We start from the raw sequence: 24,661 nt of genomic DNA, 5'->3' as shown, positions 1-24,661 counted from the left end.
GGACGGATCCCCTATGCGTATCGTCGTCGGTCGGTTCGGCAAAGTGATCCAGCTCCCGCACGAGCCGCCGGATGCGATCGAACGTCCGCGCCTCGTCGAACGGAGGATCGGTCATGACGTAATGCACGACGAGCCCGACATGGGAGCCCAACTTGAGCTGCAGCGGTGTAGTCGAATCGTCTGCGGACGATCCCTTTCGCGCGTACCTGAGAGCTTTGGTCATGGTGCGCTCGCCCAGTCGCGCTAGGTATGTCCGGTCCGCCCGGTTTCCGGAAACGACGTCGTTCACTTCTTACTGCTTCCGATCATGCCCACGATCCTCGTTGCCGACTCCAGATTACCGAGCCTTTTCCGTCCCGCAATAGCGGACCCTGACGATTTGCGTTCCGCGGCACTATGACGCATCTGTTTAGACTTCGTCTCGAACGCGATCGTTTCGCCAGCGGCAGACCGTTCGTCCAGCGCTGGTGCCGACACGGTAAGCCGCGCCGCCGGATCGACCAAAGGGTCGCACCGGCGACGACGGTATCATCTCACCCCTCCTTGGGCCATAGTGCTCGGCCGCCGCGAGCGAGCTCGTCGGCAGCATCGAATATATGATCCGCCTTTCGTCTCGGCATGTCCGAACCGGAGGTCGAGGCCGTGGTGAAGTCCAGGGGATATACCGTCGGTCGCGTCCTGCGGTTCGTCGACTTCGAGACTCAGGTGCGTGCAGCAATCAACGCGCACGGCGGCGCTGGCGGTCGGCCCACGAAGTACGCGGTTCTCGGTGAGGCGTCGCTGACGGATAGGAATGGCGGCAAATACCAGCTGAAGATGCTCGTCTGGCCGGACGGATCTCATCTGGACGCGGTCACGTACATAGCACCGAGGGGCACCGGATCCGAGGATTGGCGCCGGGTTCTCGTCGCAAAGTGGGGCAGGTCGGACAGCGAGACGATCGGCCAGTCGTTCGTGGCTCGCTGGCGCGGCCGCGATGCAGCCGGTCCGGGGCAGGCGCACAGGTCGGACCATCTGGGGGAACGGTTTCCCTCTTCTCCGCAGAAGGCTCCAAGGGGCGTCCCGCCGCCCTGGTCGATCAGGCGGTAGACGCCTTCTTCGCCGCCAGAGCGGGAAGGCCCTCGCTATGATCTGCGATTTTCACTTGGCCCGGTACCTCCTGCTGGCATCGTTCCTCTGCACCCTGCCCGCCTGTGCGAAATCGTCGGATCCCGGCGAGACCGCGAGGACCTTCCTCACCGACGTTGCTCAAGGCCGGCAGGGCGAGGCGCTGGAGCGGTTCGACCCGGAGCTGCGTCAGGTCGGCGGAATGGTGCTCGCCGTGGGCCTCGCCGAACAGGGCGCAAAGGCCAGTAGGAAAAGCGGCCTCAGATCCGTGCAGATCCTGCGGACCGACATGATAGACGAAACGCATGCGAAGGTGACGACGCGGTCGGTCTACGGCGACGGATCAACCGAGACGGCGACCGGCAAGATGCGGCGGATCGAAGACCGCTGGTTCGTTACCACATAGCAGATGGAGCGGTTCCGGATGGCGGCGCCGCGTGTGCAGGAGTGGGGTCGCTTAGCATGGAGCCCGAAGATGACCATTCGTGAACGCGTGATCGCAGAGATCTCTCTTGCCGACGTGGCTCGCGAGACCTCGCAGCTCTGGCCGTCACCGTCGGGGTTGCGCTGCGAATGCCCCAAGCATCCCGATGTCAGAAAGTCGCTCTACCTCGGCGAGAGCCGCAACTTCTTCTTCTGCTTCAGCTGCGGCTGGAACGGAGATACGGTCGCTTGGACGATGGGATTTCTTGAACTGGACGAGGCGCAGGCCGTCGCGCTTCTGTCGCAACGGCTTCGCGAGCAGCCAGGACCGCACTGAACCGGTCGGCCCTTCGCCATCCCCCCGGATCGGATTCGATCATTCGCCGTAGAGGCGCGAGCGCAGGAATTCCTTGCCGCGCTCCCGACTTCCGAAGAGTTCCTCGATATCGATAACGGCACCGGTCGCCGGTATCTCCATACCGACATGAATGAGTTCGCTGAAGCGAGAGACCAATTCGCCGAGCGATGCCTGCGCCGGCGGCAGCAGCGCTGCGATGCACTCGACCACTCCCGAGTCGAAATCGGTCGTCATGGCGATAGGCACGACGTCCTGTTCAATCCCGTCCATAACCAAGGCGATCATCGCCGAGTGCCATGTCGAACCCAGATGCTCCTCCTCCAGATGGACGTGGGCCAGTGCCTTGTTGCGGAGTTTCCCGACATCGACGTGCATCACCTGGCTCTGCCCGCGCCCGCCACAAGTGCAGCGCCCCTGTCACGAAACGCGCCATCCGAGGAGCACAGCGCGACATGACCGTTACTCGCCACCACGATTAGGTGGTGGTGGCTTACCTCCTCGAGACTGCCCGGCCACCAGGAGGGTGGCCTTCTCTCCGTGAAGACAAGTGCCGCGCCGACCGCGCCGCCCCTCATCGTCCCCAGCTGCACGGTTCCCTGCTCTTGTACGCAAGCGTCGGAGGCGACCTTCAGCATGTCCGCGACTATGCCGGTGGTGGTCTTCCGGGCGCCGACCTTGAGCAGAACGACGCTGACGAGGGGTGCGAGATCGTCGAGCGCCGGCATTCGGGGAAGCGCAATGATCGGTGGCGTCTGGCCCATGCCGATCATGCTTCGACGAAGACGAAGGCGAAGACAAGTGCGGCGAGATACCCGCCCAGCGCACCTCCAACATCGGCTGCGAAGTCACGTGCGCATCGAACATCGCCGCGGAACGTGGCTCATGCAGGCAGTCCAACCTTGCCGACGTGATAGCCATCGATGAATCAGGCGGGACGAGTTCGTGCTTTCGAGTATGAAACGTACATTCGCCCTGTGCGCGCGCACGTTTGCCGTGGTGGTATCGTCTCGCCAGCACCAGCGCCAGCGCACCCATGGGGGCGGTTCGTACGCGACCGGATTCGGCCCCGGCGCAGTCGGCGGGACGGCGGCACCACCTGCGGCCATCATGACATGCTCGAGATCGCGGGTCGGGTGAACGGCGCCAGTGGCCACCTGCCGCCGGGCAGGCTGTCGCGCCTGGGGTTCCCGTCCCGATCCATCCGTGGACTATCCTCCGCAGCGCGATCCGCTATGCTCGGTCCGCCGCGGCGTCGTCGCGGCGCGGACGGCCGACGGGTATAGCAAAACAGGATTTTGCGGGTATAGTCGGTGTGGAAGTGTCGCCGAAAAACGGCGGTTTTCTGCGGCTTTCAGGATGTGGTGACCGGTCTCGTAGGGGTCACCAGCCATTATTTGTGTGATAGAGGCTAGCGGCAAAGTCATCCTTTGCCGGTGCCGAAACGTGGCCATCTGGGACGACGGCCGAATAGCGGAAGAGAAACCCTGCAGCGACGCGCTGTGATGCGGTAGGATCGAACCATCCGAAGATCCCCAAACTAAGAATTAGATTGCGACGGCGTACCGGCGACGCGGTAGCCTGCGGCATGCACCGCCCCCGCACCACCACCCGTCAACTCAGCTACTTCGTCGCGCTTGCCGAGACCGGCAGCTTTACCCGCGCGGCAGAGCGCATGGGGATATCCCAGCCGTCGCTGTCGCAGCAGATACGCGGTCTGGAACTCGTGATCGGTGCTCCGCTGTTCGAGCGGGGTGGACCCGCGATCCTTACTCCGCTTGGTCGAGAGGCGTTGGAGCGGGCAAAACGTATCCTGTTCGAACTGACAGATATGGAGGAAATCCGTGCTGCTTCCGCGGATGCGCTCGTCGGAACGATCCGGCTGGGGGTGTCGCCGACGCTGGGCGCGTATCTTCTGCCGAGCCTCGTGGCGCGCCTGCACCGCGAGCATCCGACATTGCGCGTGCACATTCGCGAAGGGCTGCCTGCCACGCTGACAAGCGGGCTTGCCGCGGGCGACCATGACCTGATCCTGCTCCAGCTCCCAGTCGCAGGACGCGCCTTTCACACCGAACGCCTGTTCCGCGAAGCCTTGTGGCTGGCGATGGCAACCGATCATCCCCTCTCGACGAAGCACGCGATCGAACCAGGCGATCTGCAAGGTCAGAATCTGCTGACATTGGTGCCCGAATACAGGCTTGCCGAACAAGTCGCGGCGATCGCTGCAGATGTCGGTGGGATCATGCTGAACGATTATGAAGGTACGAGTCTGGATGCCATTCGCCAGATGGCCGGCATGGGAATGGGGCTTGCGTTGTTGCCCGAACTATATGTCCGTCAGGAGGTGCGAGATGGCGACGACGTGATCGTCCGACCGATCAAGGGTGGTCGCTATTACCGTGAAATAGGGCTGTTATGGCGTAGCGGTGCGGGGCGGGCACCCGCGTATCGTCTGATAGCGGAAATGCTTCGCGTCGTCGGCCCATAGGAAAACCCTATCAATGTTATAGCTCACACTATCTTGTGCCAATAGCATCGATACCCGAGCGTGCATATCGTTCTAACGACGATGGATGATGCATGTGGCAGGCGAACGGACTGGATGGCGCCAGGCAAGCGAATGGCTGGATCAGGTCGTAGGGCCAGACATCCCGTACATCCGTCTGGCAGCGGTGTACGGTATCGCGATCAGCCTGTTGTCGCTAGCGACTCCTATCTCGGTCCAGCTTCTTATCAACAATGTTGCCAACACGGCGTTACCGGCGCCGCTCTGGACGCTGGCGGGATTGCTATTGCTGTTGCTGCTGTTCGTGGCCGGCCTCAGCGCGATGCGGTTCTGGATCATGGCCTTGTTCGAGCGGCACGTTTTCGCGCGGGTGGTGTCTGAGGTTACTACACGTGCGATACACGCGCAAAATCCGTTCTTTGCCGATCAGAACCGTGGCGATCTGTTCAACCGCTATTTCGATCTCGTCGTGGTGCAGAAGGCGGTGCCGAGCTTGATCATCGGCGGCTTCACGATCCTGCTGCAATCCGTGGTCGGGCTCGTCGTCACCAGTTTCTACCATCCCTTCTTCCTGGCCTTCAACGCGCTGCTGGTCGTGCTCGTCCTGGCGATCTGGCTGATCTGGTCGCGGGGGTCGATCCGGTCCGCGGTCGCGCTCAGCCACGCCAAGCACGACGCCGCGCGGTGGCTGGAGAGCGTCGGCGCGTCGAACGGCTTCTACAAGTCCAGCCGGCACCTCGATTTCGCGATGGACCGTTCCGAAGCGGTCACGGCGACCTATGTCGAGAAGCACCGCCGCTATTTCCGCTACAGCTTCACGCAGACCGTCGCGTTCCTGCTCCTCTACGCATTTGCCAGCGCGGCGCTGCTGGCGCTGGGCGGCAACCTCATTTTGCGCGGCGAGCTGTCGATCGGGCAATTGGTCGCGGCCGAACTGATCCTGAGCGGCGTCTTCTACGGCGTGTCGCAACTCGGCTGGTATCTGGACACGTTGTACGACCTGATCGCGAGTGCCGAGGAATTGTCGCTGCTGTACGCGATCCGCCAGGAACCGGCGGTATCCAAGGCGAGCGCAGGGCCCGCCGACGGTGCCGTACAGCTTGCAGGCGTCGAGATAGAGGACGCCTGCTTCGACTTTGCCGTGGCGGCGGGCGAACAGCTCGTTACCCTGCCCAATGGCGGCGCGGAGCGGTTGCTGGCGATGGTATTGCGGCGTCACCTCATTCCCGAGCGCGGCCTGATCACCGTCGGCGGTGCGGACATGGCGACGTTCGACATGTACCGATTGCGGTCCGAGATCATGGTGCTCGACCGCCCCTCGATCGTCGAGGTCACGATCCGCGAGTATCTCACCCTGGCCAATGACGACTCCATTCCGACAACAGTGCTCGATGCGCTGACCATGGTCGGCTTGCGCGATACCATTGCGCGGTTGCCGCTCGGTCTCGATACACCGCTCGCGGCGTCCGGCTATCCCCTGTCGATCGCCGAGGTCATCGCGTTGAAGCTGGCAAAGGCACTGCTCGTACGCCCGCGGGTCCTGGTGCTGTCGCAACTGTTCGATCTCGTGCCCGCGGACCGGCTTGCGAGGGCACTGCGCGCGTTGAAGGCAGCGCAGACGACCGTTCTGCTGTGTACCGGCAGACCCGAGGACATCAGCCTCGATGGCTGGTTCCAGCTCGACCTGCGCCGACAGCGGCGGTTCGACACCTGCGACGCGCTGATCGCAGCCACGCGAAAGGAGGGCACCGATGTCGTACACGCCTGATCGCCCCGCGCATTTCTCCACCTTGGCCAAGATGCGGCCACCTCGCGTGGCAACCACGCTCGCCTGGTTGCTGCTGATCGGCGTTGCGACCGCAGGGGCGATCATGGCGCTGGTCCCCTGGGTGCAGACCGCGAGCGGCACAGGCCAGGTCGTCGCGCTCGATCCCGACGATCGGCAGCAGCAGGTGACCGCGTTCGTCCCCGGTCGCGTCGAGCGCTGGTATGTCCATGACGGCCAGCACGTCGCCAAGGGTGATCCGATCGCGCGGGTCGTGGATCTCGATCCCGACCTGCTATCCCGCCTCGCCGCCGAACGTGCACAGGTGCAGGCGGAGATCGCGGCGATCCAGCAAAGCCGGGCGGTCGCCGGTATCGACGTATCGCGCACCGCGCAGCTGTTTGCCGAAGGTCTGGCCGCCCGGCGTGACTATGAGCAGACGCAGATCAAGGTCGCCGACGCCGGCGCCAAACTCGCGGAAGCACGGGCGAAGCTGAACCGGATCGACATCCAGCTCAACCGCCAGTCGGTGCAGATGGTGCGTGCGCCCCGCGAAGGCCGGGTCCAGCAGCTCAACGCCGCAACCGGGGGCGCGATGGTCTCGCCAGGGACGGTATTGGCCGTGATCGCCCCGGAACGGGTTGAGCGCGCGGTCGAGCTGTTCATCGACGGCCGCGACGTGCCCCTGCTCCGCACCGGCCGACCGGTTCGACTGGAATTCGAAGGCTGGCCCGCGATCCAGTTCAGCGGCTGGCCATCGGTCGCCCAGGGCATGTTCGACGGCCGCGTCCGTACGATCGACCCCAATGCCGCGGTCGACGGGCTATTCCGCATCCTCGTCGAGCCGCAACCGGGCATGCCGGCCTGGCCCGCCCGCGAGTTCGCCCGGCCCGGCGGCAAGGTACGCGGCTGGGTGCAGGGCGAGACGGTGCTCGTCGGCTACGAACTCTGGCGTCAGCTCAACGACTTTCCGCTCGAGTTCGGCCGCCGCCGCCCCGCCGCGACCGCCAAGGACGATCCAAAGGCGGCGATGTCGAAGGCAAGCGAAGACGACGGAGCAAAGAAATGATCCGCGTCCTTCTCGGCACGCTCGTCATGCTGTCCCCCCTCACCCCCATCGTTGCCGCCCCCGTTCCCGCCGCTACCGTCCCCAAGGCCTCTGCCGAGCCGCTGTCGAGCCCGCAAACGGCGCCCTCGGGCGAGGTGAAACCGCTCACGCTCGACGAGGTTCTACGGTCATCCGCACGGTCCGCGCCGCAGATCGTCGAAGCACTCGCACGCGTTCGCCAGGCCGAAGGCCGCTCGCTGTCGGCCGAAGGGGCGTTCGACACGGTGTTCGATGTCGATGCCAAGTCGCGGGTCGCGGGCTATTACGACGGAACCGTCATCGAAAGCCGCGCGACGCGCCCGCTGACCGGCAATGGCGGCTATCTCTACGGCAATTACCGCGCGTCGCGGGGCAGCTTTCCCGTCTATGAGGACCAAGCCTATACCAACCGGGCCGGCGAGGCGAAGGTCGGTGCGTTGTTCGCGCTGCTCCGCGACCGGGTCATCGACGAGCGTCGCACGCGCCGCACCGTGGCCGGGGCGGATATCGACGTCGCGCGGTTCGAGGGCGAGATGGTTGCGATCGGCGTGCAGCGCCGCGCGGTCGACGCGTATCAGGCCTGGGTCGCAGCCGGATTGCGGCTGCGTGCCTATCGCGAGCTGCTGGATCTTGCAGAACGTCGTCGCGGCGCCATCAGTCGCTTGGTCACGCTGGGCGCGCGGCCCGAAATCCTGCTGACCGAGAACGACCAGAATCTGGTCCGACGGCGCGCACTGGTCGTCCGCGCGGAGCAGGATATCGCGAGTGCCGCCAACTCGCTGTCGCTGTATCTGCGCGACGACGCGGGTGCACCGCTGCTGGTGTCGGCCGACCGGCTGCCGCCCGACGCGACGCCGCTGGCAGGTCTGGCGCCGACGACCCCGATCAAAGCGCCTGTCGCGCGACCGGACTATCGCGCGATCCTGACCAAGATCGACCAGTCGACCGCACGGCTGATGCTCGCCGAGAACGATCTTTCGCCGCGGCTCGACCTGCGCGGTGACGTCGGAAAGGATATCGGTGCGGTCGGTCTGGGTGGACCGAACCGTACGCCGCTCGAAGCCGCGGTCGGGTTTCGCTTCAGCGTGCCGCTGCAGAACCGCGCGGCCAAGGGGCGTGTCGCCGAGGCACGCGCCGAGATCGATGCGCTCGGGCAGCGCAGCCGCTTCCTGCGCGATCAGATCGCCGTTGAAGTCGACGGGATCGTCATCGCGGTCAATGCGACCGAACAGTTGGCGTCGATAGCGGAGGAGGAACGCCGGCTGGCCGATCGCTTGGCGGTGGCCGAACGGCGGCGCTTCGAACTGGGATCGGGAGACTTCTTCCTCGTCAATCAACGCGAGGAAACCGCAACCGATGCGCGGGTGCGCGTGATCGACGCGCAGGCGCGGATCGCATCGGCGCGCGCCGAACTTGCCGCTGCGACGGCCGACCGAAGAGCCTTGCAGCTGGACTGACCGCTACTGCCGCGAAGACCACACACGCTATGGCGACCTGCATCGTGAGCCATTACACCGATGATTCGGGGCGATCGTCAGACAGCTATCCGCGGCATGCGACCGTGTTTTGGGCGATTTCTTGCCAGCAACCGTTTCCTTGCGAACGCGCCATGGTTCGATCAGGGAATAGAGATGAAGAAATGGTCGTGGATCCTGCGCCGGATCGTCCGCAAGATCTGGTTTCGCGCCGCCATCATCAGCCTGCTGAGCGTGGTGCTGGCGATCCTGTCGGGTGCGATCGTGCCCTATCTCCCCTATGCGTTGGGCGCCGAGCTGGGCCAGGACGCGGTCGGCACGATCCTTCAGATCATGGCGTCGAGCATGCTGGCGGTGACGACCTTCTCGCTGACGGCGATGGTCAGCGCCTATTCGTCGGCAACGCAACTGGCGACGCCGCGCGCGACGCAACTGCTGATCAACGACCCCACCTCGCAGAACGCCCTGTCGACGTTCCTCGGCGCCTTCGTATTCTCGATCGTCGGGATCATCGGCCTCCAGACGCATGCCTATGGCAGCGAGGGCCGGATCATCCTGTTCGGCGCGACCGTCCTGATCGTCGTATGGGTGGTCGTCACGCTGTTGCGCTGGATCGCGCACATCACCGCGTTCGGCCGGATGTCCGACGTCATCGACCGGGTCGAGAACGCGGCGGCCGAAGCGATGACGGACTTCGCCGCAAACCCCTATCTGGGCGGGCGTCCCGCGATCGAAGTACCGGCCGGGGCACGGTCGATCCGCGGCACCGCGACCGGCTATGTCACGCATGTCGACGTCGCCGCGCTGGGCGCGATCGCGACCGAGCGGGGTATCGTCATCCATGTCGTCGTTCGGCCTGGGGCAATGATCCACCCGCACCGCGATTTGATGCGGATCGAAGGCGCCGTGGACGACGCGCTCCGGACGCTGGCGCTGCGTGCCTTCACGATCGAGCGCCATCGCTCGTTCGACCAGGACCCGCGGCTCGGGTTGATCGCGCTGTCCGAGATTGCGAGCCGGGCCTTGTCGCCCGCAATCAACGATCCCGGTACCGCGATCGAGGTCCTCAACGCGTTGCTTCGGGTGCTGCTCAACCTGCCAGCCGACCGGCCCGAAGCGATGGCAATCGACGAGCTGCCGCCGGTCTATCTGACGCGCCCGACCGTCGAGGAGATGCTGACCGATGCGTTCCGCCCGATCCTGCGCGACGGGAGCCAGGCGGCCGAAGTCGCGATCCGGCTGACCGTCACGCTCGCTTCGCTCCACGCGGCGCTGCCCGCGGCCCGACGCGATATCCGCGCGCTGGCCGATAACGCCCTGGAGCGTGCCCGCCGGATGATGGACGACCCCGGCGATCTCGCCGCGTTCGAGGCCGCGCATCGTACCGCTTGGGATAGCCGGGCGGAATAGCAGTGAGGGATAGCCGGGCGCCGCCGACGACCGCGGCGAGAGCAACCGGAATAGGCTGCGGACCGGCTCGCCTGAAACGAGGAGCGCATTTGCAGCACGCGGCAAATGCGCTCTCCGGGATGCCCGGGTTACTTGAACGTGTAGCGCGCACCGATGGCGAAGGTGCGGTCGATGAGCAGCGTACTGGAGTTGAACTGCTCGGGGTTACCGACGTCGCCGAACTTGTAATAGTTCTGCTGCTTGGCCTTGGTCAGGTTCACCGCGTCGAAGGTCAGGCCGATATCCTTGTTCACGTTCAAGGTCAGCTGGAAGTCCAGGCTCTTTTCCGGGGCGCGCCAGAAGCCGATCGGATTGGCGAACGACCGGGCTTCGTTGCTCTGCAGGAAGCCCTTGCGCCAGACGTACGACAGACGCGCGCCGATCGGCCCGGTATCGTAGGCCAGCGTCGCATTGTACGACAGTTTCGATACGCCGAAGAACGCCGACTTCGTCGATCCCGTGATCTCGCCGGCCGCGTTGGTGAGCGGGATGGTCTGTTCGGAATCCAGGATCGTGGCGCTGCCGGTGACCCCGAGCCCGTTCAGAGGACCGGGCAGGTAGGTCGGAAAATAGGTCAGGCCCAGTTCGACGCCCTTCAGCACGCCGTCCGACGCGTTCACCGGACGGGTGATGTTGAACGATTCGGTATAGGTCTCGTTGCGCGGCAGATAGTTGTTCGGGATCGATTCACGCACCGTAAGCGGCACGACCAGCCCGTCGATTTCACGACGGAAGGCGGTCACGTAGATCGCACTGTTGCGCTCGAAATACCACTCGACCGCCAGATCGATGTTCTTCGAATGGGTCGGCGTGAGGTTTGCGGTGCCCGACGTGCCCGAACCGAAGCCGATGCGCGACAGGTCGCCAGTTAGCACGGGATTGGGGTTCAGATCGCCGAAGCTGGGACGCCGGAGCGTTTCGCCATAGTTGAAGCGGATGCGCAGATTGTCCGTGAGCGCATAGCGCGCGGTGAACGAAGGCAGCCACTTTTCCGAACCGTTCGACACGCTCGTCCGGGCAAAGTTCGCACCGCGATCGAAATAGTCATAATCGGTGTCGATCGCCACATAGCGCACGCCGGCCTGAAGCTGCAGCGGACGCCCGAAGATGCTGACCTCGCCATCGGCAAGGGCATAGGCGGCCAGGTTCGTTTCCGAGATGCCGAACACCTGGCCGAAGCTCAGCTGATCGGAGAGCAACAGGCCGGGCGCCACGGCGCGATACAGGGTGCGGACGGCATCCCGGTCCATCGTGCGGGGATCGGCCTGCACCCAGCTCGTGGGAATGTCTGCCCGACCACCGAAGAAGCCGCTGTTGGTGAAGGGCTTTCCTTCACCGAAGGCCGCCAGCGTGGTGCCCAGCCCCCCTGCGCCCTGGTCGCGCACGAAAGTGTCGGCCTTGCGGTCGTCGAAGCGGAAGCCCGACTTGATGCGGCGCAGGAATCCGTCGTCCCATGAATATTCGCCATCGAGCATCATCGTCAGCGCGCTGCCGGTATTCTTCGTACCGCTGTCGAACAGGTTGCCGATCGTCCAGGCCGTCGCGTCGGTCAGCACGGCCTGATTGCCGAAGCTGTAGGACGGCAGCCCACCGCCCGCGTTGAAGTCCACGTCGATGTCGAGCGGCCCGCGATCGGTGCGGATGGCGAAGAACGAGGTCTCGTTCTTGCTGTCCTGATATGTGAGGTCGGCCGAGATCTTGCCGCGGTCGGCCACGTCCCACTTGGCGTTCAATGCATAGACATAGCTGTCGGTTTTGCTGGTGGCCGTGTCGCCGCTGTTGAACCCCGCGACCGATCCGGCCTGACGCGACTTGATGATGTTCGTGCCGTCGTACAGCGCGACGCTCGACCCCGGATTGGCCGGCAGGTCGCCCCACCAGTCGACGAAGCTGAAGTTCAGGCTGTTGAACGTCTTGCCCTTGAAGCCGGTGTAGAAGACTTCCGCCGTGTAGACCGAACGGTCGTTGGGCGCCCATTGCAGCGCTGCATTGACCGCGCGACGGTCGCGCTTGCCGTAAAGATCGGACGCGATGACCGCGTCCCTCGACAGATAATATGGCGTATCGACGCCGTTGATGTTGAGCGTGGAGCCCGGCGCGGTCGGCAGGCCGGCATCCAGCCCCGGCGTCCAGTTCTGGTTCCTGTCGCCCGGGAAGATCCGCTCCAGCGGGGCGAGACCCGAACCCGCCGTCGGGTTTTCCGTCGCGAACGGCACGATCGCGCCGGCCTGCAGATTCTGGTTGCGGAATTCGGCGCGCGTGTAGCTGCCGTTCACGAGCAGGCCGATATCGCCGATGCCGGTTTCCCAACGGTCGCTGATCAGCAGCGCGGCGTTGGGGTTCACCTTGTCGGCGAGTTCCGAATAGAGTCCGCGGGCGAGGCCCGATATCGTGAAGCCGTCGAAATCGAGCGGGCGCCGGGTCTGCACGTCGATCTGCCCGGCCAGACCCGTTTCCAGCTGGTCGGCCGAGCGGGTCTTGTAGACGTCCACCTGCTTGACGAGGTTCGCGGAGATATCCTGCAGCGCGAAGGACGTGCCGGCCGCGGTGAAGATGTTGCGCCCGTTCAGCGTCGTCAACGGATCGGTCAGACCTCGGATGGTGATCGTCGCCGCTTCGCCGCCGGCGCGGTCGGTGACCTGAATGCCGGTGACGCGCTGGAGTGCCTCGACGACGTTGTTGTCGGGCAGCTTGCCGACGTCTTCGGAGACGATCGAGTCGACGATCTGGATCGAATTCTTGCGGACGTTCAGCGCGCCGACGATCGAGGCGCGGACGCCGGTGACGACGATGTCGTCACCGCTTGCAGGCTGATCGGCCTGATCCTGCGGCGTGGTCGGCACGGCCTGCGCGTTGACGGGCGCGCCCAGCATCAGGGCTGCGATCGATGCGGAACACAGAATCAACGATTTCATCGCCATTTGGCCTCTCCCTGGCATGTCCATCCGACCTTATTCGCAGCCGGTATTACTCGGACATTAGGTATGAGAACCTAGTCATCGACGCAAGCGTTAATTTGCCAAACAATTTGCCTGATAGGTCTTGCAGATTGGTCAGCCAGGCGTGAGCCGATATAGCGCCGCACCATGTGACGGCAGGCTCTTCGTCAGCGTACCAGACGCCCGTTCCAGATCGCGCCGTGCCCAGAGATCACGGACGCCGACCGGCCCGTTGAGCGCGATCATGTCGAGACGAAGCTGCACGGACCGCTCGCTTTTGTCTGTGTTAAAAAGCGCGAGATAGCGGTCCTTCGATCCCGGCACGCGCGCCGATCAGACCCGGATGCCATCGGCGACGAAGTGCGGCTGGTTGTCGTAGCTCGCTTGATTGACCGCGATGACCTCGGGATTGGTCAGCAGGTCGAGCGTCGGGCGGTCGAGATGCCGCAGGTCGCCGCCCATGATCAGCGGCGAGCGCGCGATCGACCAGAGGGTCATCAGCGTGCGCTGTTCGTCGGGCGTGAACTTGGTATCGCGCGCACCGAGCGCGAGGCGACCGAGCGGCAGCATGTCCGCATCGGGCCAGCCGCCGGGCACGCGGTGCGCGTTCCAGTTCTTCAACCGGGTGAACTGCGCTTCGAGCAGCGACCATTCGTCCCAGAAATCGTCGCTGATCCGCCACATCTGCGCGAAACGGCGGACGTGATCGGCGCGGGGGACTGGCGTTTCCCCCGGCGAGAGGCTGAGGATGATCGGGCGCCCGGTCGCGACGATCGCGGCATGCGCGCCCTCGATCTCGGGGGCATGCGCGTCATAGGGACGGCTCATGTCGTCCATCTTGACGAGGTCGACGCCCCAGGATGCGTAGAGAGCGAACACGCTGTCGTAATAGGCCTGCGCGCCGGGCTTTCGCATGTCGACGCCGTACATGTCCGGGTTCCAGGCACAGATGCTGGCGGTGTCGGCGATATCGCGGGCGCGGTATTTCGTCCCGAGCACCGGCAGGTTGCGCTCCACCGCGAGCCGCGGAATGCCGCGCATCAGGTGGATGCCGAACCGCAGGCCGAGCGCGTGGACGCGGTCGGCGAGCGGGCGAAAGCCCGTGCCGCCGGCGCTCGACGGGAACCGGTTCGGCGCGGGCAGCAACCGGCCGTAATCGTCCATCACCGGCTTGGGCTTGGTTGCGTAGGTGTAGCTGCTTGCCCCCGGCTCGTACCATTGGATATCGACGGTGAAGATATCATAGCCCGACGGCAGCAGCTTTTCCGCCATGATCGTCGCGGTCTCGATCGCCTGCGCCTCGGTGATCGTCGTCGCGAAACTGTTCCAGCTGTTCCAGCCCATCGGCGGGGTCGGCGCGAGCAGGCGCGGTGCGTCCTTCGCACGCGCCGGACTTGCGGCGCCGATCGCGGTGGCCGCCAAGGTGCCGGTGAGGAGCGTGCGGCGGTCAAGCGACAGCGTCATGCTCAGCTCACCAGGAACGTGGCGGAGGCACGGTCGGCGGGGCGCGTCGCGCTCCCCAGCGCCAAGCCGCTGCCAACGTAACGCAAGACGCTACCGGGCTTGCCGAGCGCGGCGAAGGTCACGCCCTTTGCGGTGCTCAAACCCGGCTGCCGCAGGAAGCTCGCGCGTTCCGCGAAGGCGCGGCTCGCGTCCTTCGCAGCGAGTGCGATCCGTCCGTCGGCCTGCGCGACGAGATAGCGATCGGGCGCATCGATCGGCACGAGCGAGACGCTTCCCCTGCCCGTTAGCCCCGGCATCTGTCGAAACTGACTAGAGGGGATGTCCCCCTGCCCGACCGATATCCGGTCGCCGTCGTGACGGAGGAAGACCGTCCTGTCGCTGGCCGGCGAGAACCGGTCGGGCACCGGTCCGTTACCGACCGGGATGCCGAAATCGGGTGTGCCGTCGGCGGTGTAATACAGCCGCTGCATCCGGGTGTGGCGGTTCGGATCCAACAACGGATCGCCCTTGATCGCGGCATAATCGCGGCCATGATAAACCAGCACGTCGCGCCCCTGTTCGTCGACCGTGAAGCTGTTGTGGCCGGGGCCATAGACGCCCGTTAACGACGACGAGACGAACACCGGCCTGGGTGATTTCGTCCAGGAGCCCGCCTTCATGATGTCAGCATTGGCGTCCGCGGTGAGTAGGCCGAGGCAGTAGCGCGCGTCGGTCGCGCTGGCCGAATAGGTGATGAACAGCTTGCCGTTGCGCGCCAGCAGCGAGGGCGCTTCGGCGACCTTGTAGCCCTGGATTTCCCAGTCGAGCGTCGGCACCGCGATCCGGATCGGCGGCTTGGCGAGCGTGATCGGCGTGGCGAGCGGCGCGAGATACAGGTTGCTGTTGGTCTCGATCCCCGGCTCGCGCTGCGCCCAACACAGATAGCGCGTGCCGCGGTGGACGAACGAGGTCGAATCGAGATTGAAGCTGTCCCACGGCGTCTTGAGCTGGCCCAGCACAGACCAGCGCGCGGTCATCGGATCGGGGCCGTCGGCGACCAGCGCATAGGTGCGGATGCGGAACACGTCCTCGCCGCCGCCGCTCGGACCCGCCGCAAAATACATGATCCAGCGGCCGTCGATCAGGTGCAGCTCGGGCGCCCAGATGAAGCCCGACAGCGGGCCGCTGGCGAGATGCCGCCACAGGATCTGCTCGCGCGCGGTCGTCAGCCCGGCGAGCGTGCGCGAACGCCGCAGCACCAGCCGGTCGTATTCGGGCACCGACCCGGTCAGGTAATAATAGCCGTCGGTATGGCGGAACACCTGCGCATCCGCACGCTGGCGGACGACGGGGTTGCTCGGCACCGGAGCCGCAGCGGGGGTGCCGCCGGGCAGGCGCGCGATCGCGCCGCTAGCCGATGCCGCGGTGGCGCCGGCGAGGAACAGGCGGCGGTTCAGGTCCGTCATCGTCAATACTCCGCTACGGGCCAGCCATCGGCGCCCCAGTTGATCGGCGCGATCCGCAGCGTCGGCGCGCCATTCTTGGTCCGGTCGTACGCGTGGTAGACGACGTAATCCTTGCCGTCGGTGTCGTGCATGACGCCGGGATGGCCGGGGCCGCGAAAGCGTTGCTGCTCCTGGAGATCGGCACGCAGGAAGATCGTGCCCCCGCCCTGCACCATCGCGCTGCCGTCCTTGCCGAGATACGGTCCGGTGATCGCCTTCGATCGGCCGACGACAGTGTAATAGGTGCTGTTCACGCCCTTGCAGCAATAGTCGTAGCTCGCGAGCAGCCAGTAATAGCCGCCATGGCCGATGATGAACGGCGCCTCGACCGGAGCGGGTCCGCCGGCGGGTGCGGGACGGCGGGCGATCGCGTGGGGCTTCTCATTCGGGTCGAGCAGCTTGCCGGTCTTGGGGTTCAGCGCGAACAGCTTTAGGCCCGTCCAGAAGCTGCCGAGCGACAGCCATTCGCGGCCCTGCGCGTCGACGACGTGGTTGGGATCGATCGCGTTGAAATCGTCCTTGGGGGTGGACATCACCACCAGCCCCTCGTCGCGCCAGCCATAGCCGGGCGCCTTGGGATCGAGCGTCGGGCTGGTCGCAAGGCCGATCGCCGAGCGGTTCGAGCCGAACGTCGAGACCGAGTAATAGAGCCGGTAGCGACCGTCGGTGCCGCGCGAAATGTCGGGCGCCCACATTCCCTTGGTGCCCGGCACTGCCTTGGTCGCCCAGTCGGGCAGGCGCGTCAGCGGCGGCGTGCCCGCGGTCCAGTGGACCAGGTCCGGAGACGTGCGGGCGCTCAGCATCTGGCCGTCGAGCCCGGTGCCGTAGACGTAATAGGTATTGCCCGCGCGGATCATGACCGGGTCATGGACCGGCGCGATGTCTCCCGTCAGCCTGGCGTTGAGTGCCCCGCGGGTCGGCGGTGCCTCCGCGGTTTGCGCCGTCACGCCAGCCGCGAGCGTAAGCGCGATCAGTCCGGTCGCCCATCTCGGTGCGGCCATCGTCTCTCTCCCGGTCTGTGCGCCCGCCGGTTGCTCCGGCGGGCGTCACGATCATTTCAGTTCGAGCATCACCACCGACATCGGCGGCAGCGTCACCGACAAGGTGCCGCCGCTGAGGCTGGCACCGTTGAACGCCGTCGGTGCGACCGCATTGGGCGCCTCGAAGGTGTTGAGCGCGGTCATCGTCGGCGCGGTCAGCACCTGCCCGGTGACGGTTTGCGCGGTCACGCCCGGCAGCGCCGCGCTGACGCTGGTCGGCTTGTTCGGATCGAGGTTCGAGAGCGCTATCCGCACCACGCCGTCCTTGCCGCGTACAGCCGACGCGCTGACCGACGGCATCGTCCACTGGTCCTTGTTGTACCAGGGCGACTTGATGTCGATCGGCAGGACCGTGCCGTCCATGTACGGCTTGTACATCGCGAACACGTGATAGGTCGGCGTCAGCACCATCTTGCTGCCGTCGGTCAGGATCATCGCCTGCAGCACGTTCACCATCTGCGCGATCGCGGTCATCTTCACGCGGTCAGCATGCTTGGCGAAGATGTTGAGGTTGATCGCCGTCACCAGCGCGTCACGGAGCGTGTTCTGCTGGCGCAGGAAGCCGGGGTTGGTGCCCGGATCGCCGGCATACCAGGTGCCCCATTCGTCGACCGCGAGCCACATCGTCTTCTTCGGATCGACCTTGTCCATGATCGCCGAATGCTTGGTGATCAGCTCGTCCATCCGAAGCGTCTCGGACAGCGTCTCGGCCCAGCCGCGCTCGTCGAACACGGTCGCGGACGCACGCGGCGGCCAGCCGCCGGGGACGGTGTAGTAATGCAGCGACAGCGCATCGACCTTGCCGACCAGCTCGCGCGCCATCGTCTCGGTCCAGTTATAGTCGTCGACGTTGGCGCCGCTCGCGATCTTCATCACGCGCGTGTCCTTGGGCGCCTTGATGAAGGTGGCGTAGCGCCGCGTCACGTCGGCGGCATATTCGGCGCGCATGTTGCCGCCACAGCCCCACAGCTCGTTGCCGACGCCGAAATACGGGACGGCCCACGGCGCCTTGTGCCCGTTCTTGGCACGTTCGTCGGCGAGCGTTCCCGAGGGCGAGGTCATGTATTCGACCCATTCCGCCATTTCCTGCGGCGTGCCGTTGCCGACGTTGCCGGCGATATAGGCCTCGGCGCCGAGCTGTCCGGCGAGGTCCATGAACTCGTGCGTGCCGACCGTGTTGGGCTCGGTCACGCCGCCCCAATGCGTGTTGATCTTGACCGGGCGCTTGGCCTTGGGACCGATCCCCTCGCGCCAGTGATATTCGTCGGCGAAGCAGCCGCCGGGCCAACGCACCACGGGCACGCCGATGCCGCGCAACGCGGTCACGACGTCGGTGCGGAAGCCGCGGACGTTGGGGATCTTCGACTTTTCGCCAACCCACAGCCCGCCATAGATGCCGGTACCGAGGTGTTCTGCGAACTGCGTGAAGATGCGTCGATCATAGGTCGGGCCGGGTGTGTCGGCGTGGACCGTCACGGTTGCCTGAGCCGAAGTGGGCGCGGTGCCGGGCGCGTCGGTCTGTGCGGCGCCGATGCCGGCGGTCGAGAGCAGCAGCGCGGCGGCGAGGCCCTTCAGCGTGCGGGTCATTTTTGCCTCAATCATCGAAAGCCTCCACGGATTTGCGGGTGCCGCGCAGGAATGCGTCGGCGACGAGTGTGAACGGGGTCGTGTCGACTTCGCTTTGGCCACCGCGGATCAGCGCGGCGAAGCGGGTGTAGAGGCCGGGATATTCCTCGTCGTCATTGTGCACCGTGCCGCTCGGCAGGGTGAGCACCGCGCCGCCCTTGGCAAGGCTGAGCGTACCGGCATCGGTCTCGACGGTGATGTCCCAGCTCTGCGGGCCGGTCTGGCGCCAGTCGAGGTCCATCGTGATCGGCGTGCCCGCGGCACTGCGGAAGGTCAGGTCGGCAGCGATCGGCGCGGCGCGGTTGGCAGGCGTCGACAGCGTCGCGGCGGTCAGGAAGAAGGGCTGCGGCAGGATCTCGGTCGCGATCGACAGCGCGTTGATCCCCGGATCGAACACGCCGAGCCCACCCGGCTCCCAGATCCACGCCTGCCCCGGATGCCAGACGCGGACATCCTCGCGCCAGACGATCGACACGCGCTGGATCTGCCGGTCGGCGAGCCACGCCTTGGCCGGCGCGACACCGGCAGCGAACCGCGAATGCCAGCCGGCGAACAGCGTCGTTCCCGTCTCGGCAGCCTGCGCTTCGAGCGCATCGACCTCGGCGAGCGTCGCGCCGGGCGGCTTTTCGAGGAAGACGTGGACGCGCTTGGCGAGTGCCATCGCGGCCAGCTCGTAGCGTACCTGCGGCGGGGTGCAGAGCGCGATCGAGTCGATCGCCGGACCGTCGGCGAGCAGCGACTCCAGCGACTTGAAGTTGGCGACACCTTCGACGCCCGGATCGCGCGGGCTGACGCTGGCGACGAACGCGAAGTCGGCATTGCCGGCGATCGAGGGCAGATGCTGGTCGCGGGCGATCTTGCCCATCCCGACGACCGCGATTCTGATAGCGGCCATGCTCAGAGTGCCTTCACGACGACGGGCTGCGGTGCGGCCTTGGTCAGCGTGTTGCGCAACGGCAGCGTGAACGGTGCGGCCTCGATCTCGAACACGTCGCCTTCGCGCGTCGTCACGCCATCGGCGAACGACAGCGTCGCGGTGCCGAAGAAATGGACGTGCACGTCGCCCGGACGGCGGAACAGATCATATTTGAAATGATGCGCCTCGAGGTTGGCGATGCTGTGCGACATGTTCGCCTCGCCCGACAGGAACGGCTTTTCCCACAGCAATGCGCCGTCGCGGTGAATGCGGCTCGCACCCTCGATATGCTCGGGCGGCGTGCCGACCAGCAGTTCGGGCCCGAGCGACGCCTGGCGCAGCTTCGAATGCGCGAGCCACAGGTAATTGTGGCGTTCGGTGACGTGGTCGCTGAACTCGTTGGCGAGGCAGAGGCCCAGGCGGAACGGCGTGCCGTCGGGACCGATCAGGTAGATCCCGGCAAGCTCGGGCTCCTCGCCGCCATCCTCGGCGAAGTCGGGCATCGTCAGCGCAGCACCGGGTGCGACGAGACCCGAGCCATCGCCCTTGTAGAACCATTCGGGCTGCTGCCCGCGCGTCCCCGCGGCAGGCTTGCCGCCCTCGACGCCTTCGAGGAACATCCGCATCGAATCGGTCTGCTTCTCGGCATCCGCAGCGGCGCGGTGCATCTTGTCGCGGCCCTCGGCCGAGCCGAGATGCGTCAGGCCGGTGCCGGTCATGATCAGGTGCGCGGGATCGACATGATCGATCGGCGAGGTCAGACGACCGGCGGCGAGTTCGGCAGCGATATCGACGCTGTCGCCCGTTCCGCAGGCCGAAACCGCCCCGGCGAGATCGGTACCGTCGGCGATCGCGCGTTCGGCCAGCGCGCGGACGCTGTCTACGCCGGTAACGAACGCCGCCCCCTCGCTGGTGGCCGCGATCACCGATCGCGTGCCGTCGACGCCAACATGCTGCAACAGGCGCAAAGTCATCAGTCTCTCTCCTAGTCGGGACGCCGTCGTTACGGTTCGCCCCCCGATATTTCGATTAGTTGGCGGGAACGCCGTCGATCAGCCGCGGCGCCGTCGTGCCGTCACGCAGCACTTCCGGCAGCAGCTCAGGCAGCAGATTCTGGTACGACACCGGCCGCAGGAAGCGATCGATCGCGAGGCTGCCGACCGAGGTCGTGCGGCCGTCCGAGGTCGCCGGGAACGGACCGCCATGCACCATCGCATGCGCGACTTCGACACCGGTCGGCCAGCCGTTCGCGAGAATCCGCCCGGTCTTGCGCTCGAGCAGCGGAATCAGCCGCGACGCCATCTCAGCATCGCCCGCGTCCATCTGGATCGTCGCGGTCAGCTGGCCCTCAGCGGCGCGCAGCACGGCATGAAGCTCGTCCTCGCTCGTGCAGCGTACCAGCAGCGACGACGCACCGAACACTTCATGACCCAGCGCCTTGTCGCTCAGGAACTGCGCCGCGGTGGTCTCGAAGAACGCCGCCTGCCCCTGTGCGACGCCTTCGCCGACCTTGCCGCGCGAAATCTCCTTCACCGCCGCATGGCTCGCAAGCGCGGCGATGCCCTGCTCATACGCGGCATGGATACCGCCGGTGAGCATGGTCGCAGCGGGCGCCCCGGGCAGCGCGGTGGCCGCGGCGGAGACGAACGCGTCGAGCCCCTCGCCTTCGACCGCGAGCACGAGACCGGGATTGGTGCAGAACTGCCCCGCCCCCATCGTCAGCGACCCGACGAACGCCGTCCCCAGCGCCGCGCCGCGAGCCTTCAGGGCTTCGGGCAGCAGCACGACCGGGTTGATGCTCGACATCTCGGCATAGACCGGAATGGGGACCTCACGGGCCTGCGCGAGCTTGACGAGCGCCAGGCCGCCGGCACGCGATCCGGTGAAGCCGACCGCGGCGATGCGCGGATCCTGCACCAATGCGCTGCCGAGATCGTTGCCGGGACCGACCAGATGCGAGAACACGCCCTTCGGCAGTCCGCAGGCGGCAACCGCGGCATCGATCGCGCCGGCGACCATCGCGCCGGTCGCGGGATGCGCCGGGTGACCCTTGACGACGACCGGGCAACCGGCAGCCAGCGCCGATGCGGTGTCGCCACCGGCGGTCGAGAAGGCGAGCGGGAAATTGCTCGCGCCGAACACCGCGACCGGGCCGAGCGGGATCATCCGCAGCCGCAGATCGGGACGTGGCAGCGGTGCGCGATCGGGGAGCGCGGGGTCGATCCGCAGCCCCATCCAGCCGCCGCGACGGACGACGCCCGCGAACAGCTTCAGCTGGCCGACGGTACGACCGCGCTCGCCCTCGAGCCGCGCGCGCGGCAGGCCGCTTTCGCGCATCGCGGCGACGATCAGGTCGTCGCCGAGCGCGACGATCTCGTCGCCGATCCGCTCGAGGAAATCGGCCCGCGCGTCGTTGCCGGTCGCGCGATACGCATCGAAGGCGGCGTCGGCGGCAACGCAGGCGGCCTCGACGTCGGCTGGACCATGGACCGCGATCGGATTACCCACTGCAGCACCGGTGGCGGCGTCGATGGATCGAAACGCCGAACGCTCGGTCTGGCTCGTGCTTGTGTCTGACATAGTATCCACTCCCTATACTCCGACATATAAGCGGCGCCGGGCTTTGGCAATCTTTGTCGTTCCTTGATCGCGCAGGGACTGTTACGCCGTGTCCAGGGAGCAAGCGTTATGACGGACGTCAATCGTATCGGGGATCGTATCGAGGATCCTGTGGAGGGTGGCAACGACGATGAAACGCCGGTCGCCCGCGTTCCGCGCGGCACGGGTCGGCGCCTTCACGGTGCAGTCGCGCACAAGCTCGGCACCGCGATATTGTCGGGGGAGTATGCGCCCGGCGACACGCTGTCCGGCGAGGTCGAGTTCTCGAAAACGCTCGACGTTTCGCGCAGCGCCTACCGAGAGGCGGTCCAGGTCCTGACCGCCAAGGGATTGGTCGAAAGTCGACCGAAGATCGGTACGCGCGTCCTGCCGCGCAGTCGGTGGAACCTGCTCGATCCCGACGTGCTCGCCTGGGCGTTTGCGGGCGAGCCCGACATCACCTTCGTTCGCGGGCTGTTCGAATTGCGCGCGATCGTCGAGCCCGCGGCGGCGGCGCTTGCCGCGGAACGGCGTGAACGAACCGACCTGAAGATCATGAAGGATGCACTGGCGGCAATGCGGCGGCATACGCTGGCCACCGAAGCCGGGCGCGCGGCGGATCGCGAGTTTCACGACGCGGTGCTGACCGCGACGGGCAACGATGCGCTGATCGTGCTGAGTGCGAGTATCGGTGCCGCGGTCAACTGGACGACGCAGTTCAAGCAGCGCGCCCGTGCCCTGCCCCGCAATCCGATTCCCGATCACATGCTGGTCTATGACGCGATTGCCGCGGGCGATGCGAACGGCGCCAGCGCGGCGATGCGGACGCTGGTCGACCTGGCGCTGGAGGATACGAAACTGGCGATGGCGCGCTGATCATGATCCTCCCCCGCCAGGGGGAGGTGGCAGGCGCAGCCTGACGGAGGGGGCGGTGAGCGGAAACCTCTGCTCCGTGTCCGCCCCCTCCGTCGCCTTTGGCGCCACCTCCCCCCGGCGGGGGAGGAATATGGTCTAGCGGGTCGCCTGATCCGGCAGGGCGTTAGTGACCTTCGAGCCCCAGACCGCGTAGAACAGGATGTAGAGTTCGCACGCCGCGGTCAGCAGGAACGAGATCTGCAACCCGTAGGTGTCGGCGAGCCAACCCTGGACGATCACCAGCGCACCACCCGCGATCGCCATGATCAGCAGCCCCGACCCTTCCTCGGTCAGCGGACCGAGGCCGCGGATGCCGAGCGTGAAGATCGTCGGGAACATGATCGAGTGGAACAGCCCGACCGAGATCAGCGCCCACATCGCGACATGGCCGGTGGTGAAGGTCGCGATCACCATGACGACGAATGCGCCGATGCTCGCCACCGCCAGCACGCGCTCGGCGGGGATCGTCCGCATCACGACGCTGCCGACCAGCCGGCCGACCATCATCCCGCCCCACAGGATGAACAGGTAATGCGAGGCCTGTTCGTGCGTCAGATTGCCGATCTGCGGCTGGCTGACGAAGTTGATGAACAGATTGGCGACGCCGATCTCGGCTATCAGATAAATGAAGATCGCCGGGATGCCGAGCACCAGGTTGCGGTGCGACCAGAGCGACAGCCCCTTCCGGTCCGCCTTGGCCGAGCGCTGCGTCGCGGCGCCCATCGCTGGCAGCGGGAAGCGCGCGATGACGATCGCGAGCACGACCAGCACGCCCGCGACGATCAGATACGGCAGCACCACCGACTGTGCGTCGGCAAGCCGCTCGGCCGGCGTCAGCACCGCGGTCGAGCCGGCGACGGCGGTGCCCGAGGTCGAGCGGCCGAGGATCAGATAGCCACCGAACAACGGCGCGAGCGTCGCGCCGGCCGAGTTGAACGCCTGGACCAGGTTCAATCGCGACGACGCGGTCTCGGGCGGACCGACCACGGCGACGTACGGATTGGCCGCGACCTGGAGCAGCGTGATGCCGCTCGCGATCACGAACAGCGCGACCAGCGTGACGCCATAGCTCGGCAGGCGCGCGGCAGGCACCATCATTAGCGCACCGACTGCCATCAGTCCGAGCCCGAACACCATCGCACGCTGATAGCCGACTCGCTCGATCAGCTTGGCAGACGGAATCGACGCGAAGAAATAGGCGATGAACCAGACGCTCTCGATCAGCGTGGTCTGCGTATAGCTGAGGTCGAACACGCTGCGCAGGTGCGGCAGCAGCGTGTTGTTGATGACCGTGATGAAGCCCCACATGAAGAACAGGCTGGCGAGCAGGGTCAGTGCGGAGCGGTAACTGGGACTGCCCCCCGGCGGACCCTGTGTCGCTGCGCCCTCGACGGGTCGTTGCATCTGTATCGGCATCGCCATAATCGCTCACCCTCCGTGCCATGTCTGCGACTGAACGACAGTCTTTTACCGCATGGCTTGCTCAGAAATATATTGTCCGACTATATAGCC

20 protein-coding genes and 1 pseudogene are annotated in these 24,661 nt (G+C 65.9%); 10 read left to right on the top strand and 11 right to left on the bottom strand.

From position 1 onward, the window contains the following. Positions 1-13: 13 nt before the first annotated feature. From U1737_RS09000 to U1737_RS08985, 4 genes are all read left to right on the top strand, one after another. Positions 14-247 carry a hypothetical protein gene (locus tag U1737_RS09000; protein ID WP_332796505.1) on the top strand — a complete coding sequence of 78 codons (234 nt, stop codon included), beginning with the start codon at positions 14-16 and terminating at the stop codon, positions 245-247. Positions 248-618: 371 nt separating this feature from the next. After that, entirely contained in the window at positions 619-1,089 is a 471-nt protein-coding gene (locus U1737_RS08995) for a hypothetical protein (protein WP_332796504.1), read from the top strand. Positions 1,090-1,144: 55 nt separating this feature from the next. Then, positions 1,145-1,513: a hypothetical protein gene (locus tag U1737_RS08990; RefSeq protein WP_332796503.1), complete on the top strand. Its 369-nt coding sequence runs from the start codon at positions 1,145-1,147 to the stop codon at positions 1,511-1,513. 69 nt (positions 1,514-1,582) lie between these two features. Then, entirely contained in the window at positions 1,583-1,867 is a 285-nt protein-coding gene (locus U1737_RS08985; RefSeq protein WP_332796502.1) for a CHC2 zinc finger domain-containing protein, read from the top strand. 39 nt (positions 1,868-1,906) lie between these two features. Here the strand turns inward: U1737_RS08985 and U1737_RS08980 are convergent, their stop codons facing one another. After that, the gene (locus tag U1737_RS08980; RefSeq protein WP_332796501.1) at positions 1,907-2,263 is read right to left on the bottom strand and encodes a hypothetical protein; all 357 of its coding nucleotides are present in this window, start codon (positions 2,261-2,263) and stop codon (positions 1,907-1,909) included. After that, positions 2,263-2,649, bottom strand: a complete 387-nt coding sequence (locus U1737_RS08975) for a hypothetical protein (RefSeq protein WP_332796500.1) — start codon at positions 2,647-2,649, stop codon at positions 2,263-2,265. The genes U1737_RS08980 and U1737_RS08975 overlap by 1 nt, the downstream gene beginning before the upstream one ends. Positions 2,650-3,437: 788 nt before the next feature. Here U1737_RS08975 and U1737_RS08970 point away from each other — a divergent pair. The 5 genes from U1737_RS08970 (at position 3,438) to U1737_RS08950 (ending at position 10,128) form a co-directional block, all read left to right on the top strand. After that, positions 3,438-4,373 (top strand): hydrogen peroxide-inducible genes activator, encoded by a 936-nt coding sequence (locus U1737_RS08970; RefSeq protein ID WP_248520597.1) that lies wholly within the window; start codon positions 3,438-3,440, stop codon positions 4,371-4,373. 88 nt (positions 4,374-4,461) lie between these two features. Further along, positions 4,462-6,159: an ABC transporter transmembrane domain-containing protein gene (locus tag U1737_RS08965; RefSeq protein WP_332796678.1), complete on the top strand. Its 1,698-nt coding sequence runs from the start codon at positions 4,462-4,464 to the stop codon at positions 6,157-6,159. Further along, positions 6,143-7,225 carry an efflux RND transporter periplasmic adaptor subunit gene (locus U1737_RS08960; RefSeq protein WP_332796499.1) on the top strand — a complete coding sequence of 361 codons (1,083 nt, stop codon included), beginning with the start codon at positions 6,143-6,145 and terminating at the stop codon, positions 7,223-7,225. Before U1737_RS08965 ends, U1737_RS08960 begins: the two co-directional genes overlap by 17 nt. After that, positions 7,222-8,700, top strand: coding sequence for a TolC family protein (locus U1737_RS08955; protein WP_332796498.1), 1,479 nt, complete (start codon positions 7,222-7,224; stop codon positions 8,698-8,700). Before U1737_RS08960 ends, U1737_RS08955 begins: the two co-directional genes overlap by 4 nt. 174 nt (positions 8,701-8,874) lie before the next feature. Further along, positions 8,875-10,128 carry a DUF2254 domain-containing protein gene (locus U1737_RS08950; protein WP_332796497.1) on the top strand — a complete coding sequence of 418 codons (1,254 nt, stop codon included), beginning with the start codon at positions 8,875-8,877 and terminating at the stop codon, positions 10,126-10,128. 128 nt (positions 10,129-10,256) lie between these two features. Here the strand turns inward: U1737_RS08950 and U1737_RS08945 are convergent, their stop codons facing one another. The 8 genes and pseudogenes from U1737_RS08945 to U1737_RS08910 form a co-directional block, all read right to left on the bottom strand. Beyond that, on the bottom strand, positions 10,257-13,088 hold the full coding sequence (locus U1737_RS08945) for a TonB-dependent receptor (protein ID WP_332796496.1): 2,832 nt from the start codon (positions 13,086-13,088) through the stop codon (positions 10,257-10,259). Positions 13,089-13,220: 132 nt separating this feature from the next. Continuing rightward, positions 13,221-14,570: pseudogene (locus U1737_RS08940) on the bottom strand (glycoside hydrolase family 27 protein). 2 nt (positions 14,571-14,572) lie between these two features. Then, positions 14,573-16,015, bottom strand: coding sequence for a family 43 glycosylhydrolase (locus U1737_RS08935; protein ID WP_332796495.1), 1,443 nt, complete (start codon positions 16,013-16,015; stop codon positions 14,573-14,575). 2 nt (positions 16,016-16,017) lie between these two features. Continuing rightward, complete coding sequence (locus tag U1737_RS08930; RefSeq protein ID WP_332796494.1) at positions 16,018-17,055, bottom strand: arabinan endo-1,5-alpha-L-arabinosidase; 1,038 nt, start codon at positions 17,053-17,055, stop codon at positions 16,018-16,020. Between the two features lie 51 nt (positions 17,056-17,106). Further along, complete coding sequence (locus U1737_RS08925; RefSeq protein WP_332796677.1) at positions 17,107-18,681, bottom strand: alpha-N-arabinofuranosidase; 1,575 nt, start codon at positions 18,679-18,681, stop codon at positions 17,107-17,109. A 7-nt stretch (positions 18,682-18,688) separates the two neighbouring features. After that, positions 18,689-19,615: a Gfo/Idh/MocA family protein gene (locus U1737_RS08920; RefSeq protein ID WP_332796493.1), complete on the bottom strand. Its 927-nt coding sequence runs from the start codon at positions 19,613-19,615 to the stop codon at positions 18,689-18,691. Positions 19,616-19,617: 2 nt separating this feature from the next. Further along, entirely contained in the window at positions 19,618-20,610 is a 993-nt protein-coding gene (gene araD1, locus U1737_RS08915; RefSeq protein WP_332796492.1) for an AraD1 family protein, read from the bottom strand. A 55-nt stretch (positions 20,611-20,665) separates the two neighbouring features. Beyond that, positions 20,666-22,216 carry an aldehyde dehydrogenase (NADP(+)) gene (locus U1737_RS08910; protein WP_332796491.1) on the bottom strand — a complete coding sequence of 517 codons (1,551 nt, stop codon included), beginning with the start codon at positions 22,214-22,216 and terminating at the stop codon, positions 20,666-20,668. A gap of 108 nt (positions 22,217-22,324) precedes the next feature. Between U1737_RS08910 and U1737_RS08905 the strand changes: the two genes are divergently transcribed. Continuing rightward, positions 22,325-23,110, top strand: a complete 786-nt coding sequence (locus tag U1737_RS08905) for a FadR/GntR family transcriptional regulator (RefSeq protein WP_332796490.1) — start codon at positions 22,325-22,327, stop codon at positions 23,108-23,110. A gap of 135 nt (positions 23,111-23,245) precedes the next feature. On the opposite strand, the gene U1737_RS08900 is transcribed toward U1737_RS08905, so the two are convergent. Continuing rightward, complete coding sequence (locus tag U1737_RS08900) at positions 23,246-24,553, bottom strand: sugar MFS transporter (protein WP_443027115.1); 1,308 nt, start codon at positions 24,551-24,553, stop codon at positions 23,246-23,248. Positions 24,554-24,661 lie beyond the last annotated feature (108 nt).

Origin of the sequence: Sphingomonas fucosidasi (assembly GCF_036663855.1) — a bacterium.
Classification (GTDB): domain Bacteria; phylum Pseudomonadota; class Alphaproteobacteria; order Sphingomonadales; family Sphingomonadaceae; genus Sphingomonas; species Sphingomonas faeni_B.
Note: the sequence above shows the minus strand (reverse complement) of the source record. Positions and strands in the feature narration are given on the sequence as shown.